Source organism: Amycolatopsis sp. NPDC114478 (genome assembly GCF_055633805.1).
On the sequence record NZ_JBVKDO010000001.1, the window covers coordinates 857,584 to 872,738 of the forward strand.

The following is a 15,155-nucleotide window of genomic DNA, read 5'->3' on the forward strand; positions in this document are numbered from 1 at the left end:
TTCCGGACGGCGTCAGCCGACGAGCGCGACGCCGTCCGGGTCGAACTCCAGCCGCACCGCGTCCCCGGCGCGCAGGTCCGACGCCGCCGGGGCGATCGCGTCCACAGTGGACCCTTCGAGCTTCACGACCAGCCGGATGTGCTCCCGGCGGTGCACCGCCGCCACGACCTCGCCCGGCACCCCTTCGGCCGCCACTCGCAGCGCGTGCGGCCGCAACCCCAGCCGCACCGGGCCGTCCTCCGCGTCCGGCAACGCCACGTCGCCCAGCCTCGTGTGCGCCACCCAGCCGGCCACGACGCCCTCCACGAACGTCGTCACCCCCAGGAAGCGGGCCACGTCATCGTCGGCCGGGTTGCGCCATACCCGCCGGACCGCGCCCTCCTGGCGCACTTCGCCGGCGTCCAGCACCGCCACCCGGTCGGCCAGCGTGAACGCCTCTTCCTGGTCGTGCGTCACCAGCAACGCCGTGATCTTGCTGCGGCGCAACAGGTCCGCCAGGTCGATGGCGAGCTGCTCGCGCAACCCCGCGTCCAAACCGGACAGTGGCTCGTCCAGCAGGAGCAACCGCGGCTTCGGCGCCAGCGCCCGGGCCAGCGCCACTCGCTGGGCCTGCCCGCCGGACAGCTCCGTGACGCGCCGTCGCTCGAAGCCGGAAAGTCCCACCAGCTCCAGCAGCTCGGCGACTCGCGGTGCCCATTGTATACGCGGTATACCGTGCATCCGCAGACCGAACGCGATGTTCGCCGCGACGTCGCGGTGGCCGAACAGCTGGCCGTCCTGGAACACCAGGCCGAAGCCGCGCCGGTGGACGGGCACCGCGCCGAGGTCGTCACCGTCCCAGCTCACCGTGCCGCGCGCGGACGGTTCCAGCCCGGTGATCGCGCGCAGCAGCGTCGACTTCCCCGAGCCCGACGGGCCGAGCAGCGCCAGCACCTCGCCGTCGGCGATGTCCAGCCGGACGTCGCGGACCGCCGCGAACGATCCGTAGTGGACGGTCAGGTCCCGCACCGACAACGCCATCAGAACTCCCCCACCCGGCCGCGCCCGAGCCGGTCGATCAGCGCGACCGCCAGCACCGTCACGAGCATCAACAGCGCGCACGCGGCGTACGCCATCTGGTTGTTCAGCTCCCCCGGGCGCGCCATCAGCGACGCGATCGCGACCGGCAGCGTCGGCGCCGTCGGCCGGGCGAGGAAGCTCGTCGCGCCGAACTCGCCGAGCGCGACGACGAACCCGAAGCCGGCCGCCGCGACCAGCGGCCGCAGCGTCAGCGGCAGGTCGATCTCCCGCCAGACCCGCAGCGGGCTCGCGCCGAGCGTCGACGCGGCCTGCCGCAATCGGACATCGACCGAGCGCAGCACCGGCAGCACCATGCGCACGACCAGCGGGATGATCACCAGCGCCTGCGCGAGCGGTACAAGGTAAGGCGACGTCCGGAGGTCGCCGGGCAGCGCGTCGAGCGTCACGAGGTAGCCGAACCCGACGGTCACCGCGGACACGCCGAGCGGCAGCATCAGCACGGCGTCCATCGTCTCGCCGAGCCCGCGCGCGGCTTTCGCCGGCGACCGGCGCAGCGCCACCAGCACGACGGACGCGAGCACGCCGACGACCATCGCGAGCAGCGTCGCGTCGATGGCCACCTTCACCGAGTTCACCGCGGCGTCCCAGCCGGACACCTGCAGCGCGCCCTTCTCACCGGTGCTCGTTAACGCTCGATAACCGGCGAAGCTCCACCCGTCCGGAGTGGAGACCGACTCGGCGAGCAGCGCGACGATCGGCGTCACGAGCAACGCCAGGACGACCCCCGCGGCGCCGACGACCCACCATTCGCCGCCCCGCGGCCGACGCGTCCCGCCGGAACCGATCCGGGCGCCGTCCTTGCGCCGTCGCGCGAGGCCGCCGAGGACGAGCGCGGCGACGACGGCGGCGAACTGGATCAGTGAGAGAGCGGCCGCGCCCGAAAGGTCCAGGAGGTCGACCGTTCGCAGGTAGATCTCGGTTTCCAGCGTCCGGTAGCGCGCGCCGCCGAGGATCAGGACGACGCCGAAGCTGGTGGCGCAGAACAGGAACACGACGGCCGCGGCGGACGCGATCGCCGGAGCCAGCGCGGGCAGCGTCACCGAGCGGAACGCCCGCCACGGCGACGCGCCCAGCGCGCGGGCGGCGTCGGTCGTCCGCGAGTCGAGCCGCGCCCACAGCCCCGCGACGGTCCGCGCGACGACGGCGACGTTGAAGAACGCGTTGGCCAGGACGATCGGCAGCACGCCGCCGTCCGGCCAGAGGGCCCGGAACGCCAGACCGACGACGACGGTCGGCAGCACGAACGGCACGAGGACGAGCGTCCGCGCGAGGCCGGCGCCGGGCAGCCGCACCCGCGCGAGCAGGAACGCCACCGGCAGCCCGGCCACCACGGCGACTACGGTCGACGCCGCCGCGCTCCCGACGGTGAACCCGGCCAGCTGCCAGGTCCGCGCGTCGCCGAGGACGACGTCGAGGCCGCCCGCGGCGAACCCACGGCCGACGATCGCCAGCACCGGCCACGCGAAGAACACCACCAGGAACCCGATCGGCGCCAGCCCGAGCAGTGCCAGGCCGAGCCCGCGAGCCGTCCTCGGCGGGGCCGTCACTGCACGAGCGTGCGCCATTCGCCGATCCACTTCTCGCGTCCGGCTTGCACCTGGTCCGCCGGCAGCGTCTGCGGCTTCTGCGGCAGCGGTGCGACCTGCGCCCAGCCCGCGGGCAGGTCGACACCCTGGCGCGCCGGGTAGACGTACATGTTCGCCGCCACCGTTGCCTGGAACTGCTGCGACAGCAGGAAGTCGACGACCTTGCGCGCGCTCTCCGTCTGCTTGCCGTTCGCCAGCACCCCGGCGTACTCGACCTGCCGGTAGCAGGTGTCGAGCAGCGCCTTGGTGCGCGGCTTGCCGTCGTCGCCCACCTCCGCGGCGGGCGAAGACGCGTACGAGACGACGATCGGGCGCGGCCCCTTGCCGGACGAGCCGGAGAAGTCCTTGGTGTAGGCCTCTTCCCAGCCGCTGACGACCTTGACGCCGTTGGCCTTCAGCTTCGTCCAGTAGTCCTTCCAGCCGGCCTCGCCGTACTTCGCGATGGTGCCGAGGAGGAACGCCAGGCCGGGCGACGCGGTCGCGGGGTCCTCGGCGACCAGCAGGTCCTTGTACTTCGGGTCGGCGAGGTCGTCGTAGGACTCCGGCGCCGGAATCCCCTTGCTCGTGAAGTAGTTCGTGTCGACGTTGACGCAGACGTCGCCGACGTCGACCGCGGACAGCCGATGCTCGGGGTCGACGGCGTAGCGCTGCGGTCCGCGGTCGGCCTCCGGGCTGGTGTAGGGCTCGAAGACGCCCTCCTGCAACGCGCGCGAGGCGAAGGTCGAGTCGACGCCGTACGCGACGTCGCCGATCGGGTTGGCCTTGGTCAGCACGAGCTTGTTGGTCAGCGAACCGGCGTCGCCCTGCTTGAGCACGGAGATCTTGATGCCCGACTGCTTCTGGAAGGCGTCGAGCACGTCCTGCGGCGCGAGGAAGGAGTCGTGCGTCACGAGGGTGACGGTGGGCGTCTGCTGCGTGCCACCGCCACCGTCCGACAGCGAGCACCCCGCGGCGACGACGCTGACGGCGGCGACGGCCGTCGCGGCGCGAACAGCCCTGCGTTTCATCTACCCTCCTGCACTTCTCCGGACGAGGAGGGGAAAGCCCTCCCTTCGCCGGCATGATCCGGTCAGGTGCGAACGGTCGCGGGTAACCCGCCTCTCAGCCCGGCTGACCGGACTCCCGTGGCAACCGTGCAGCGTAGTCCAGGACGTACGACCATGGAGACATGACGGAAATCTTGAGCGACGCCGAGGCCGACGAACGGCTGGGCGCCGGCTGGACGCGGTCCGGCGCGGTGATTTCGCGCGAGGCGGAGCTGGCGAGCTTCCCGCAGGCGATCGAGGTGGTGGACCGCGTCGCGGTGCTGGCCGAAGCGGCCGACCACCACCCGGACATCGACATCCGCTGGCGCACGCTGACGTTCCGGCTGAGCACGCATTCGGCGGGCGGCCTGACGGAGAAGGACTTCTCGCTGGCGGCGCAGATCGACTCGGTGCTCGACTCGATGTGACCTCGATTACGCTGGGTGCACTTTTTCGCCGTTTCGACGTCTCTCGGTAAACAGCTCTGCTACGGAGGGACGGAATGACTCAGGCGATCGTGGTCGGTACGGCGGCATTCGCGACGATGGTGGCAGCGGCCGGCGGGGTGCTTTGGTTCACCGCCCGGGGCCGCCGTCACCCGGATGCCGGTGAGTTCGATCACAGCCGCTAACAAAGGGCATGATCAGCGCGCTGAGCAGGGCGGAAGCATCGGTTTCGGCCCTAGGAAACATCATGAACAGCACCGCCACCCTCACCTCCGCCCAGCGCGCCTGGATCAACGCCCTCGCCCCCGCGGTGGTGCTGATCGTGATCGCCCTGATGGGCCTGCTCGGCTGATCCGGTCGCCGGCCCGGCTTTCGGGTCGGGCCGGCGTCCGCGCCGCTCAGTAGCGCGGCATGTTCGGGATGGCCTTTTCGGCCACTTCGATGATCGCCAGCACCTTCGGCACGTCGGCCGCCACGTCCTCGGCGGTCATCGACGGAGCCTCCGAAGACCGGTAGGCGATTTCGTTGCGACGGGCCCGCATCCGGTTGAAGGGCCGCAGAACCGGCCCCAGCGGCGGATCCAGCTGGGCGAGGACCGCCTCGTAGACGGTCACGTGGCCGCCCCGGCTCGTCACGCGCAAACCCTCGTTCTGCAAGACGGCCGCCAACGCGCGGCGGGCGCTGTCGTAGGCCAGCGTGTACGCGCCTTCCGGGTCCGTTTCCTGCAGCTGCCGCGCCGAAGCGAGGTGGGTGCGGGCTCTGACCAGTTCGGCCTCAGCCGCCTCCCGCGACGCCGGAACGTGTTCGATGGCGCCGCGCGCGATGAAGGCGTCGATCCGTTCGCGCCCTTGGTTCCACTGGGGCATCAAGCCTCCTGGTCGAGGTTCAGCCGGGCCAGCGGACGTTCACGAACGCTGGTGAGGAACGGATCCGCCGTGTCCGCCGCCCACGACCCGGGCGAGATCCGATGGACGTTGACCTCGCGGCCCAGCCGTCGCGACACGCTCTCGGCCAGGTCGAAGAGCGCGTCCGGATCGGGCGAACCGACGACGAGGACGTCGACATCGCCCGGGGGCGGCCCCGGTTCGCCGCTGTAGCGCGCGGCCCAGGACCCGTAGATGTAGGCCTCGTCGACGCCCGGCAGCCCGGAGAGGGCCTCGGTGAGCAGTGACATCGGCCCGAACGTGACCGCGATGACGTCACTCAGCGGACGGTAGAGCGGGGTGTCCGTGCGGGCCTTGACGAGCCGGCTCCGGCCCACCCGCCGGTCTTCCAGGATGCCGCCGCCGACCAGCCGCTCGACCTCGCGCAGCACGGCCGTGGGCGTGACGCCGCAGGCCTCGGCGAGCTCGGTGATGCTGTACTCGCGCTCAGGGTGCAGCAGGACCAGCGCGAGCAGCTCACCCTGCATGCGCGATCGCAGCAGGGGTAGCAGGCTCGGCGAAGCTTTCATTGGACGCAGCATATCCTGCGCCCAATGAAAGTAACAACCAGTAGTTAGGGGCTGCGATGACAATCGTCGAAGTGGAACGGCACGGCCTTGTCTCGATCGGCGAAGGCGATCATCCCGCGGCGTACCGGGCCGCAGAGTGGCTGCGGTCGTCCCGGGCTGGCACCGGCGCCGTGGCGAACCCAGTCCGGATGCACGTCGAAGTCCTGCGACGGTTCGGTGGTCTCGCTCCACGCGCTCTTGTCGGCGGACAGTTCGTGCCCGGCCGGAGCGGCCAGACGCAGTTCGCCGTTGCCGTGGCGACCTTCGGACTGTTCGACGCCGACGACGAGCCGACCTGCCCGAGCATGTTGTGGAGGGAACCGTTCACAGTCGGGCTGCCCAGCGAGTTCGCCGGGGCTATGGCCAGTGCGCTCGACGAGGGGCCTGGCCTCCCAGCAGGCACGCTCACGATCGACCGTGCGGGCTTCGACCTGGTCAATTCGTCCGAAATGATCTTCGGGCAGGCGGCAGCCGTGCTGAAGGCCGCCATGGCCGCGCGACTTTCGGGCCGAGATGCCGACGCCGCGACCAGGTCGCTCGTCAGCACCTGGTGAGTCCGACGGACTCCGCTCAGACGTTGAAGCGGAACTCCACCACGTCGCCGTCGGCCATGATGTAGTCCTTGCCCTCCATGCGGACCTTGCCCGCCGCTCGGGCCGCGGCCATCGAGCCCGCCTCCATCAGGTCGTTGTACGAGACGATCTCCGCCTTGATGAAGCCGCGCTCGAAGTCCGTGTGGATCACGCCCGCCGCCTGGGGGGCCGTTGCGCCCTGGGGGATCGTCCAGGCTCGGGATTCCTTCGGGCCCGCCGTCAGGTACGTCTGCAGCCCCAGCGTGTGGAAGCCCGCGCGGGCCAGGGAGTACAGGCCCGGCTCCGGCTGGCCGACCGACTCGAGCAGCTCGCGGACCGACTCCTCGTCGTCCAGCTCCAGCAGCTCCGCCTCGACCTTCGCGTCGAGGAACACCGCGTCCGCCGGTGCGACCAGCTTCGTCAGCTCCTCGCGGCGGGCGTCGTCGGTGAGCACGGACTCGTCGGCGTTGAAGACGTAGAGGAACGGCTTCGTCGTCAGCAGGCTCAGCTCGCGCAGCGCGTCGAAGTCGACTTCCTTCTGCGCCTGGAAGAGCGTGCGCCCGGCGTCGAGGATTTCCTTCGCCTTCCGCGCGTTGTCGAGCGCGGGCTTGTTCTCCTTCTTCGTCCGCGCTTCCTTCTCCAGCCGCGGCAACGCCTTGTCCAGGGTCTGCAGGTCGGCGAGGATCAGCTCGGTGTTGATCGTCTCGATGTCGCTCGACGGGTCGATCCGGCCGTCGACGTGCACCACGTCGGGGTCGTCGAACACGCGGATGACCTGGCAGATCGCGTTGGCCTCACGGATGTTCGCGAGGAACTTGTTGCCCAGTCCGGCACCCTCGGACGCGCCCTTGACGATGCCCGCGATGTCCACAAAGGACACCACGGCGGGGACGGTCTTCTCCGACTTGTACAGCTCGGCCAGCTTGTCCAGCCGCGGGTCCGGCAGCGGCACGACGCCGACGTTCGGCTCGATCGTCGCGAACGGGTAGTTCGCGGCGAGCACGTCGTTGCGGGTCAGCGCGTTGAACAGGGTGGACTTGCCGACGTTGGGCAGGCCGACGATACCGAGGGTGAGACTCACGATCCCGCAGTCTACGTGGGCCGCCCGGCCAGGGCCCACGCGCCCAACGCGGCGTCGGATTTCCGCCAGCGACGGCCCTGACCTGCTGGCATGCTCGGATCCATGGTCACCTCAACGGAGGCACCGGCGCTCTGGCGCGACGCCGAGCGCTGCTACCGCGTGGTCACCGCCCGCGACTCGCGCTTCGACGGCCAGTTCATCATGGCGGTCCGCACCACCGGGATCTACTGCCGGCCGTCCTGCCCGGCGTCGACGCCGAAGGAGCGGAACGTCCGCTTCTTCCCGACGTCGGCGGCCGCGCAGGCCAACGGCTTCCGCGCCTGCCGCCGCTGCCTGCCCGACGCGGTGCCCGGCTCGCCGGACTGGAACGTGCGCGCCGACCTCGCCGCGCGGGCGATGCGCCTGATCTCCGACGGAACGGTGGAGCGCGAAGGCGTCCCGGGTCTGGCGCGGCGGCTCGGCTACTCGGAACGCCAGCTCGGCCGGGTGCTGACCGCCGAGCTGGGCGCGGGCCCGCTCGCGCTGGCCCGGGCGCACCGCGCGCACTCGGCCCGGCTGCTGATCGAGATGTCGGGGCTGCCGCTGACGGACGTCGCGTTCGCGGCGGGCTTCTCCAGCGTGCGGCAGTTCAACGAGACGATCCGCGAGGTGTTCGCGACGACGCCGTCGCAGCTTCGCGCCTTCGCCGCGTCACGGCGTCGGCACGACGTGAGCGGAACCCGGCTCAGCCTCCGGTTGCCGTTCAGGCCACCCTTCGACGCTGTCGGGTTGCTTCGCTTCTTCGCCGCCCACGCGCTGCCGGGCGTCGAAGAGGTGACTTCGACGTCGTACGCGCGGACGCTGCGGCTCGCGCACGGCACCGGCGTCGTCCGGCTGACGCCTGAGCCCGACCACGTGCGCTGTGAGCTGCTGCTGACCGACCTGCGCGACCTCGGCAGCGCGGTCAGCCGCGTGCGCCGGCTGCTCGACCTCGACGCCGACCCGGCGGCGGTCACCCGGGTCCTGGGCGTCGACCCGGCGCTGGCTCCGGTGGTGCTGGACGTGCCGGGAATCCGCGTCCCGGGCACGGTCGACGGCGAGGAGCTGCTGCTCCGGGCGTTGCCCGAGGTTCCGCTGCCGCGCGGCGACGAGGTTCCGGGCGAGTGGGGCGTGACGCGGCTGTTCCCGACCGCGGCGCAGGTCGCCGAGACGGGCCACCCGGTGGCGGTGGCGCTGGCCGAGGGACGGCTCGACGTGCACGTCGGCCGGGACGCGGCCGAGCTGCGCGCGGAGCTGGTGGAGTGCCCGGGCATCGACGCGTCGACGGCGGACTACGTGCTGATGCGCGTGCTCGGCGCCCCGGATGTCCTTCTCTCAGAGGACGCGGTGGTCCGGCAGGGGGCCGCGGCGCTGGGCATCGCGCCGGACTCGCTGGCCGAGCGGGCACGGGCGTGGACACCGTGGTGCTCGTACGCGGGCATGTACCTGCGCCACGCGGCGACGGCGGGGCTCGGCTGAGCTCGCGCCGGCCATGCCCGCGGCCGGCGTCAGCCTTGCCAGAGCAGCGCCTGGGCCACGATCACCTGGTTGCCGTCGAACGTCGCCGCCGGGGAGCCGTGGAGCCGGTAGCCCAGCTCCAGTGCCTCGCTGACCCGGTGGCAGAACTTCGCGTCGTCCGGGCCGGTGAGCAGGCGGTAGCGGGGCAGGCCGTTCGGGGGCTGGTCCGTCATGGCTTCATCTTGTCCGAGTCCTCAGCCGGCGCGCACCTCCACCGTAGAGCCCGTGCGGGACTTGCGGACCCGCAGGCGCGTCGGGATGCGCTGGCGCAGTTCCTCGACGTGGGACACCAGGCCGACCACCCGGCCGCCCGCGCGGAGCTCGTCGAGGATGTTCATCACCACGTCGAGGGTCTCGGCGTCCAGCGTGCCGAACCCCTCGTCGACGAACAGGGTGTCCAGCAACGCGCCGCCCGTCTCGCCCGCTACGACGTCGGCCAGCCCCAGCGCCAGGGCCAGGGACGCCAGGAACGACTCACCGCCGGAGAGCGTCTTCGCCGGGCGGATCGTGCCCGAGTAGTCGTCCAGCACGTCGATGCCCAGGCCGCCGCGGGTGCCGCGTGCCCCGGCCGCGTCCGAGTGCACGAACGAGTACCGCCCCTGGCTCATCGTGCGCAGCCGGTGCGTCGCCGCGACCGCCACCTCTTCGAGCCGCGCCGCCAGCACGTACGACCGCAACGACATCTTCCGACTGTTCTGCCCGCGCCCGTTGACGACGTCCGCGAGCGCACGTAGCTCCGCGTACGCCGCTTCGGCCGGCGCGAGACCGGCGAGCGCTTCGCGCAACAGGACGGCCAGCCGCGCCAGCTCTTCGTGCTGGGCGGTCGCCACTCGCAGCGCCGCGTACGCGGAGTCGGCGCGCGCCCGCGCCAGCTGGGCCGCGTCGGCCGCGCGGTCGACGTCCGCGACGTCGTCCGGCGAGATCCCGAACAGGTCAGGCTCGGACAGCAGCGCCCGCGCCCCCGCCGTGGCGGCTTCGGCTTCGGCGATGCCCTGCTCCAGCTTCTCGATCTGCTCGTCCGGCAGCATCGCGGCCCGCGCCTTCTTCAGCGACGTGAACCCCTTCGCCTTGACCGCCGCCTCGACCAGCGCGCGCTGCTGGGCGACGCGCTCCCGGGCGCCCGCGACGGCCGTCCGCGCCTCGGCGACCCCTTCGAGGGCCTCGGCCAGCCCGACCAGGTGCTCCCGACGGGCCGTGACGTCCGCGAACTCGCCGCGCCCGGCGACGAGCCGGCGTTCGCGCTCGGCCAGCCGTTCTTCGAGGGCCCGGACGTCGGTCGTGGCCTCGGTCGCCGCCTGTTCGGCCTGCCGGCGACGTTCGGTCCGCAGCTCGAGATCGCGTTCCAGGAGCACGACCTGCTCGCCGAGCTTCGCCTTCCCGGCCGCCCGCTCGGTCAGGGCCGCGACCGTGGACCGGGCTTCGGCCAGCTCCGCGGTGATCGACTCGGCCGTGCGCCCGGCCAGCCGTTCGAGCAGACCGGCCAGCCGCGCCTTCGCCTCTTCCAGCGCGACGACGACCCGCTGCCGCACCGCGTCCGCGGCCTGCTCGGCTTCCTCGGCGGCACGTTCCTCGGCCGGGTCGACCAGTTCGGCGCTCCGGTTCGCCGGCGCCGGGTGCTCGGCCGATCCGCAGACGGGACAGGGCGCGCCATCCGGCAACGCGGCGGCCAGCTCGGCCGCCATCCCGTCGAGCCGCCGCTCGCGCAGGTCGAGCCGCCGCTGCCGGGCCGCCTGGTGCGTGTCGACGACCTCGCGCAGTTTCGCTTCGCCGCGCCCGACTTTCGCTTGTGCTTCGGGGAGTTCGGCCGCGTCACGCGCGAACGCCCGCAGCTCGTCCACCCTGGCGCGCACGCCGTCGAGCTTCGCCTCGGCTTCGGCCGACGCGAGGGCGTCCGCGCGCAGCTTGGCCAGCTGTCCCGGAATCGCGGCCAGCTCGGTGGTCAGCGTTTCGACCTGCTGCTGCGCCGTGACGGCGGCCAGCTTCCGGTCGTCCCGCCGCATGATGTCGAGCTGCTGCTGCTCGGCCTCGGCAACGAGTTCCGCGACCGCGCCGGCCTCCTCCCGCGCAGCGGCCGCCCGCGCCTTGAGGTCGCCGGTCGCCCGGGTGCCAAACTCCCGCAGCCGAGCGCCACGCTCCTTCTCGGCCTGCTCGGCCTCGGTCAGTTCCGCGGCCCGCCGGTCCAGCAGGTCAGCCTCCACGGCGACCCCTGCCGCCCGCCGCGCGGCCGCGACCTCCTGGGCCCACTCGGCGCGTTGCGGCGCCTGTTCGGTGATCTCGACGAGCCGCAGGTGCGCCGTGCGGACCCGGCGGATCTTCTCCGCGCCGGCCCGTTCTTCTTGCAGGTAGACATCGGCGCGCCGCGCGGCCGACCGCGTCCGTTCCTCTTCGGCGGTGACCTGCCCGACGCGTTCGGCGGACGCCGCCAGCACGACGTCGACCCACTCCGCCACCTCGGTCTCGGGCGGGTCCTGCTGTGCTTCCTGCGCGTACCGGGCCAGCAGCTCGCGCACTTTCCCTTGCCGCTGCTCGAGTTCCCGGCCACGCTCGGCCCGCAGGTCCGCGAACCAGCGTTCGACGTCGGCGAAGCGTTCGGTGCCGAACAGCCGCTCCAGCAGCTTCTCGCGCTCGGCGGTGTCGGACCGCAGGAACCGCGCGAACTCGCCCTGCGGCAGCAGCACCACCTGGAAGAACTGGGCCGCCGTCATCCCGAGCAGCCGCTCGACGGTGCGCGCGACCTCCTCGATCCGGATCAGGCCCTCCGGCGCCAGCCCGGCGGGCGCGGCGCCGACCCAGCTCAGCGACACCTTCGCCTGCTGCGTGGTCGTGCCCTCGCCGCGCCGCTTCGGCCGCTGGTACTCCGGGTTGCGCACGATCTTCAGCCGGTGGCCCTGCACGGTCAGCTCCAGCGCGACCTCGGTGACCTGGTCGGGCTCGGCCAGGTCGCAGCGCAGCCGCTTGGCCTCGTTGCGGGCTCCGGGGACGACGCCGAACAGGGCGAACGCGATCGCGTCGAGCAACGTGGTCTTGCCCGCGCCGGTTTCGCCGTGCAGGAGGAAGAGACCGTCGGCGCCGAGCACGTCGAAGTCGACCACTTCGCGTGCGCAGTACGGCCCGAAGGCTTCGACCTCCAGCCTGTGCAGCCTCATTTCGCGAGCGCCCCCCGGTCGGCCGCTTCCAGGGCCCGGAACAGGAGCTGCTCTTCGCTTTCGGTGGGCGGGGCACCGCGGCAGTCGTCGAGGAAGCTGCGCGAGACCTCGATGTCCGACCGGCCGCGGACGGCGTCGGAGTACCGCAGCGGGGCGCCGCTGTGGCCGCCTGCGGGTTCCCACTCCAGGTGCACCGCGAACGGGAACCGCTCGCGCAGCCGCCGCATCGCGTCGACCGGACGGACCCGGTCGGTCACCGTGACCGACAGGAAGTGCTCGAGGAACTGGTCGTGTTCCGGCGCCACGAGCAGGTCTTCGAGCTCGCCGCGCAAGGTGGCGAGCGCCCTCGGCACCGGCAGCTCATGCCGGCGGACGTCGGCGAGCCCATCCGCGTCGAAGTCGACCAGCCAGACCGATTTGCGTTGCCGCGCTTCGGAAAACGAGTACGCCAGCGGACTGCCGGAGTACCGCAGGTGCTCGGCGAGCGTCTGCGGACCGTGGAGGTGGCCGAGCGCCACGTAATCGGCGCCGTCGAAGACCGAGCCGGGCACCTGCTCGACGCCGCCGACCGCGATCGTCCGCTCGGAGTCGGTCGGCTCGCCGCCGGTCACGAACGCGTGCGCCAGCACGACGGATCGGACACCGGGCCGGGTTTCGAGATCCGCGCGAATTCTTCGCATGGCCTCGGTGAGCACGCCGGTGTGGCCGCGCGCGTCCGGCACGCCCAGCGCGTGGCGCGCCGGTTCCGGCTCCAGGTAAGGGATTCCGTAGACGGCGACCGGGCCGTGGGCGTCTTCCAGGAGCACCGGATCGGCCAGGCCGCCGACGGTGGTGCGCAGGTGCAGGCCCCCTGCCGCGGCGAACTCGGCGAACGCGCCGAGCCGCGGCGCGGAGTCGTGGTTCCCGGGCGTGACGATCAGCTGCGCGCCGGCGGCGCGGATCCGCGCGACCGCCGCGGTGGCCACCCGGACGGCCTCGGCCGACGGCACCGCGCGGTCGTAGATGTCGCCTGCCACCAGGACGGCGTCGATCGCCTCACCGGCCACGAGGTCGGCGAGGTGCCCGAGCACCGCTTCCTGTTCCGCGAGCAGGTCGGCGCCGTGGAACGTGCGGCCGACGTGCCAGTCGGAGGTGTGCAGGAATCTCACGAGGGCCAAGGTACGACCCGGCCCCGACGAAACCGCGGCGACTCGCCGCGGACTCACTCGAACGTGTGTACGAACACTAGCAGGTGCCCAGTTCGAAGGCGAGGTCCTCGAAGGCCGCCAGCTGCTCGTCCACGCCCAGGCCGACGACGTTGAGGTCCCAGATCACCTCCGTGACGCCGAGATCCGCCGCCCGGCCGAGGTCTTTGACGATCGTCGACTCGAGGAACGCGGTGCCCGGCGGCCCCGCGCGGAGCACGATCCGGCCATCGCCGCCCGCCTCGCGGTAGATCCGCAGCTGCTCTTCCGTGCTCTCCCAGGAGAGGAAGGCGACGATCAAGCCGTCGCCCAGCCGCGCGGCGCGCTCGACGGCTTCGGGTGCGACGGCGCCGAGCAGGATCGGCAGCGGCCGCTCGGGCTTGGGCCCGATGAGCGCCCGCGCGACCGGGTAGCGCGGGCCGTCGTGCTCGACGGGGTCGGGTGCCCAGCAGGCGCGAAGGACTTCGAGGTACTCCTCGAAACCGCGGCCCCTTCGAGACGGGGGCACGCCGCTGACCGCGAACTCCTCGGGCAGCCAGCCCTGGCCGAGACCGGCGGCGACGCGGCCGCCGGAGAGCCGGTCGAGGGTGGCCAGCCGCCGCGCGAGCAGCACGGGCGGCTGGAACAGCGCGTTGACCACGCCCGGGACGAGGCGGACGTGCTCGGTGACCGCCGCGACCCAGGTCAGCGTCTCCACGGCGTCGAAGGCCGCGTGCTCGGGCAGGCCGGCGTCGTTGCGCCAGCCGGGGGTCGCGGGCACGAGGAGGCGGTCGTGGGTGCCGACGCTGTGGAAGCCGAAGCGGTCGGCGGCGAGCGCGATGCGCCGGATCGCATCGGGGCCCGCGAGCGGTTCGATGATCGGTAAGCCGACGCCGACGAGGGGGAACGTCATGGCGTGCTCCGTTCTCTTCTTCGAGTACTGCCGAAGGGGTCGGAGCGGGGCATCCGAACCGGACACGCCCTGCCGGAATTTCATTTGTTCCCAGGTCAGCTACCCAGAGCGACGGTTCGGCTGCGGTTTTTGTCGGTGCTGTCCGCCATGATGTCTGCGCGGTCCGAACCAGGCGGCCCGGAGGGAGGAGAGGGAAGTGGCAACGGTGCTGACCACCGCGGCGATCGTGCTCGCGGTCCTGCTGCTGTTCGCCGTCGCGGTGCTGTGGCGGCTGTACAACGACGGGATGCGCCGGGCGGACGCGGCGGCCCGGCAGGTGGCGGCCGAGCGGGCGAAGTCGGACCAGCAGCAGCTGGCGCTGCGGCGGTACGAGGTCGCGTTCGCCTCGATCAGCGGGCGCGGCGAGCTGGGCGAGCAGGTGCTGGTGGAGACCGCGCGGGCGCTGGGGCTGCGCGAGAACCTGCACTTCACGCTGCAGACCGACGTGGGCGGCGGCGGCTCGGCGAAACCGGACATGGTGCTGCGCGTGGGTGGCGACCGCACGGTGCCGGTGGACGCGAAGGCGAGTATGGCGATCTGGGCCGAGGCGGTGGAGACCGACGACCCGGCGGAGCGGATCGACGCGTTGCGCGCGCACGTCCGGCAGATCCGGTCGCGGGCGGCCGAGCTCGCCGGCAAGGGCTACCAGCGCTGGGCCGACGCGATCTACGGGACGATCATGTTCGTCCCGTCCGACGCGGCCGTGGTCGCGGCGCTGGACACCGACCCGGAGCTGCTGCGCTGGCTCATCGACCGGCGGGTGTTCCTGTGCGGGCCGACCGGGTTCGGGGTGCTGGCCTCGGCGGCGTTGTTCGCGGCGAGCGACCGGACGCTGGAGGCCGACGTCGAGCAGGTGCGCGCCGGGGCGGCGGCCGCGCACCGGGCGGCGGGCGGCGCGGTGGACGCGCTGAACCTGTCGAGCACGCACCTGCAGCGGTTCCTGTCGGCGCGACGGCGGGAGCTGGAGGCGCTGGAGGTCTTCCGGGCGACGGTGGCACCGCTGACGGACGCGGCGGGGAGTCCGGCCGCCGTTCCCCAGGTGCGGAAGGGGGACGAGCTGGCGGCCAGCTGAGTGG

15 protein-coding genes and 1 riboswitch are annotated in these 15,155 nt (G+C 72.4%); of the genes, 5 read left to right on the plus strand and 10 right to left on the minus strand.

The features are described 5' to 3' along the window. Window positions 1-12: 12 nt before the first annotated feature. From ACZ7OH_RS04190 to ACZ7OH_RS04200, 3 genes are read right to left on the minus strand one after another with little or no spacing between them, the layout of a single operon-like run. Window positions 13-1,020 carry an ABC transporter ATP-binding protein gene (locus ACZ7OH_RS04190; RefSeq protein WP_470279494.1) on the minus strand — a complete coding sequence of 336 codons (1,008 nt, stop codon included), beginning with the start codon at window positions 1,018-1,020 and terminating at the stop codon, window positions 13-15. Further along, entirely contained in the window at window positions 1,020-2,645 is a 1,626-nt protein-coding gene (locus ACZ7OH_RS04195; protein ID WP_470279495.1) for an ABC transporter permease, read from the minus strand. The genes ACZ7OH_RS04190 and ACZ7OH_RS04195 overlap by 1 nt, the downstream gene beginning before the upstream one ends. Then, on the minus strand, window positions 2,624-3,673 hold the full coding sequence (locus ACZ7OH_RS04200) for a thiamine ABC transporter substrate-binding protein (protein WP_470279496.1): 1,050 nt from the start codon (window positions 3,671-3,673) through the stop codon (window positions 2,624-2,626). Before ACZ7OH_RS04200 ends, ACZ7OH_RS04195 begins: the two co-directional genes overlap by 22 nt. A gap of 22 nt (window positions 3,674-3,695) precedes the next feature. After that, window positions 3,696-3,802: riboswitch (TPP riboswitch) on the minus strand. A 32-nt stretch (window positions 3,803-3,834) separates the two neighbouring features. On the opposite strand from ACZ7OH_RS04200, the gene ACZ7OH_RS04205 reads away from it, so the two are divergent. Then, complete coding sequence (locus ACZ7OH_RS04205) at window positions 3,835-4,119, plus strand: 4a-hydroxytetrahydrobiopterin dehydratase (protein ID WP_400894657.1); 285 nt, start codon at window positions 3,835-3,837, stop codon at window positions 4,117-4,119. A 74-nt stretch (window positions 4,120-4,193) separates the two neighbouring features. Further along, the gene (locus ACZ7OH_RS04210; RefSeq protein ID WP_364453334.1) at window positions 4,194-4,322 is read left to right on the plus strand and encodes a hypothetical protein; all 129 of its coding nucleotides are present in this window, start codon (window positions 4,194-4,196) and stop codon (window positions 4,320-4,322) included. A 213-nt stretch (window positions 4,323-4,535) separates the two neighbouring features. Here the strand turns inward: ACZ7OH_RS04210 and ACZ7OH_RS04215 are convergent, their stop codons facing one another. Both ACZ7OH_RS04215 and ACZ7OH_RS04220 read right to left on the minus strand, forming a co-directional pair. After that, a complete protein-coding gene (locus ACZ7OH_RS04215) occupies window positions 4,536-5,003 on the minus strand; it encodes a hypothetical protein (RefSeq protein WP_400894659.1) in 468 nt (155 codons plus the stop codon). Then, complete coding sequence (locus tag ACZ7OH_RS04220) at window positions 5,003-5,590, minus strand: ArsR family transcriptional regulator (RefSeq protein WP_470279497.1); 588 nt, start codon at window positions 5,588-5,590, stop codon at window positions 5,003-5,005. Before ACZ7OH_RS04220 ends, ACZ7OH_RS04215 begins: the two co-directional genes overlap by 1 nt. 56 nt (window positions 5,591-5,646) lie before the next feature. On the opposite strand from ACZ7OH_RS04220, the gene ACZ7OH_RS04225 reads away from it, so the two are divergent. Beyond that, window positions 5,647-6,183, plus strand: coding sequence for a hypothetical protein (locus ACZ7OH_RS04225; RefSeq protein ID WP_470279498.1), 537 nt, complete (start codon window positions 5,647-5,649; stop codon window positions 6,181-6,183). 16 nt (window positions 6,184-6,199) lie between these two features. Here the strand turns inward: ACZ7OH_RS04225 and ychF are convergent, their stop codons facing one another. Next, a complete protein-coding gene (ychF, locus tag ACZ7OH_RS04230; RefSeq protein ID WP_470279499.1) occupies window positions 6,200-7,282 on the minus strand; it encodes a redox-regulated ATPase YchF in 1,083 nt (360 codons plus the stop codon). Between the two features lie 102 nt (window positions 7,283-7,384). On the opposite strand from ychF, the gene ACZ7OH_RS04235 reads away from it, so the two are divergent. Further along, window positions 7,385-8,779 carry a DNA-3-methyladenine glycosylase 2 family protein gene (locus tag ACZ7OH_RS04235; protein WP_470279500.1) on the plus strand — a complete coding sequence of 465 codons (1,395 nt, stop codon included), beginning with the start codon at window positions 7,385-7,387 and terminating at the stop codon, window positions 8,777-8,779. 29 nt (window positions 8,780-8,808) lie between these two features. Here the strand turns inward: ACZ7OH_RS04235 and ACZ7OH_RS04240 are convergent, their stop codons facing one another. The 4 genes from ACZ7OH_RS04240 to ACZ7OH_RS04255 all read right to left on the minus strand — a co-directional run bounded on the left by ACZ7OH_RS04240 (window position 8,809) and on the right by ACZ7OH_RS04255 (window position 14,040). After that, window positions 8,809-8,991, minus strand: coding sequence for a DUF1737 domain-containing protein (locus ACZ7OH_RS04240; protein ID WP_470279501.1), 183 nt, complete (start codon window positions 8,989-8,991; stop codon window positions 8,809-8,811). Window positions 8,992-9,012: 21 nt separating this feature from the next. Continuing rightward, window positions 9,013-11,964, minus strand: coding sequence for an AAA family ATPase (locus tag ACZ7OH_RS04245; protein WP_470279502.1), 2,952 nt, complete (start codon window positions 11,962-11,964; stop codon window positions 9,013-9,015). After that, window positions 11,961-13,112 carry an exonuclease SbcCD subunit D gene (locus ACZ7OH_RS04250; protein ID WP_470279503.1) on the minus strand — a complete coding sequence of 384 codons (1,152 nt, stop codon included), beginning with the start codon at window positions 13,110-13,112 and terminating at the stop codon, window positions 11,961-11,963. Before ACZ7OH_RS04250 ends, ACZ7OH_RS04245 begins: the two co-directional genes overlap by 4 nt. 76 nt (window positions 13,113-13,188) lie before the next feature. After that, on the minus strand, window positions 13,189-14,040 hold the full coding sequence (locus ACZ7OH_RS04255) for a TIGR03619 family F420-dependent LLM class oxidoreductase (protein WP_470279504.1): 852 nt from the start codon (window positions 14,038-14,040) through the stop codon (window positions 13,189-13,191). Window positions 14,041-14,236: 196 nt separating this feature from the next. Here ACZ7OH_RS04255 and ACZ7OH_RS04260 point away from each other — a divergent pair, with 196 nt between their 5' ends. After that, entirely contained in the window at window positions 14,237-15,151 is a 915-nt protein-coding gene (locus ACZ7OH_RS04260) for a DNA recombination protein RmuC (RefSeq protein WP_470279505.1), read from the plus strand. The last annotated feature ends 4 nt before the right edge of the window (window positions 15,152-15,155 follow it).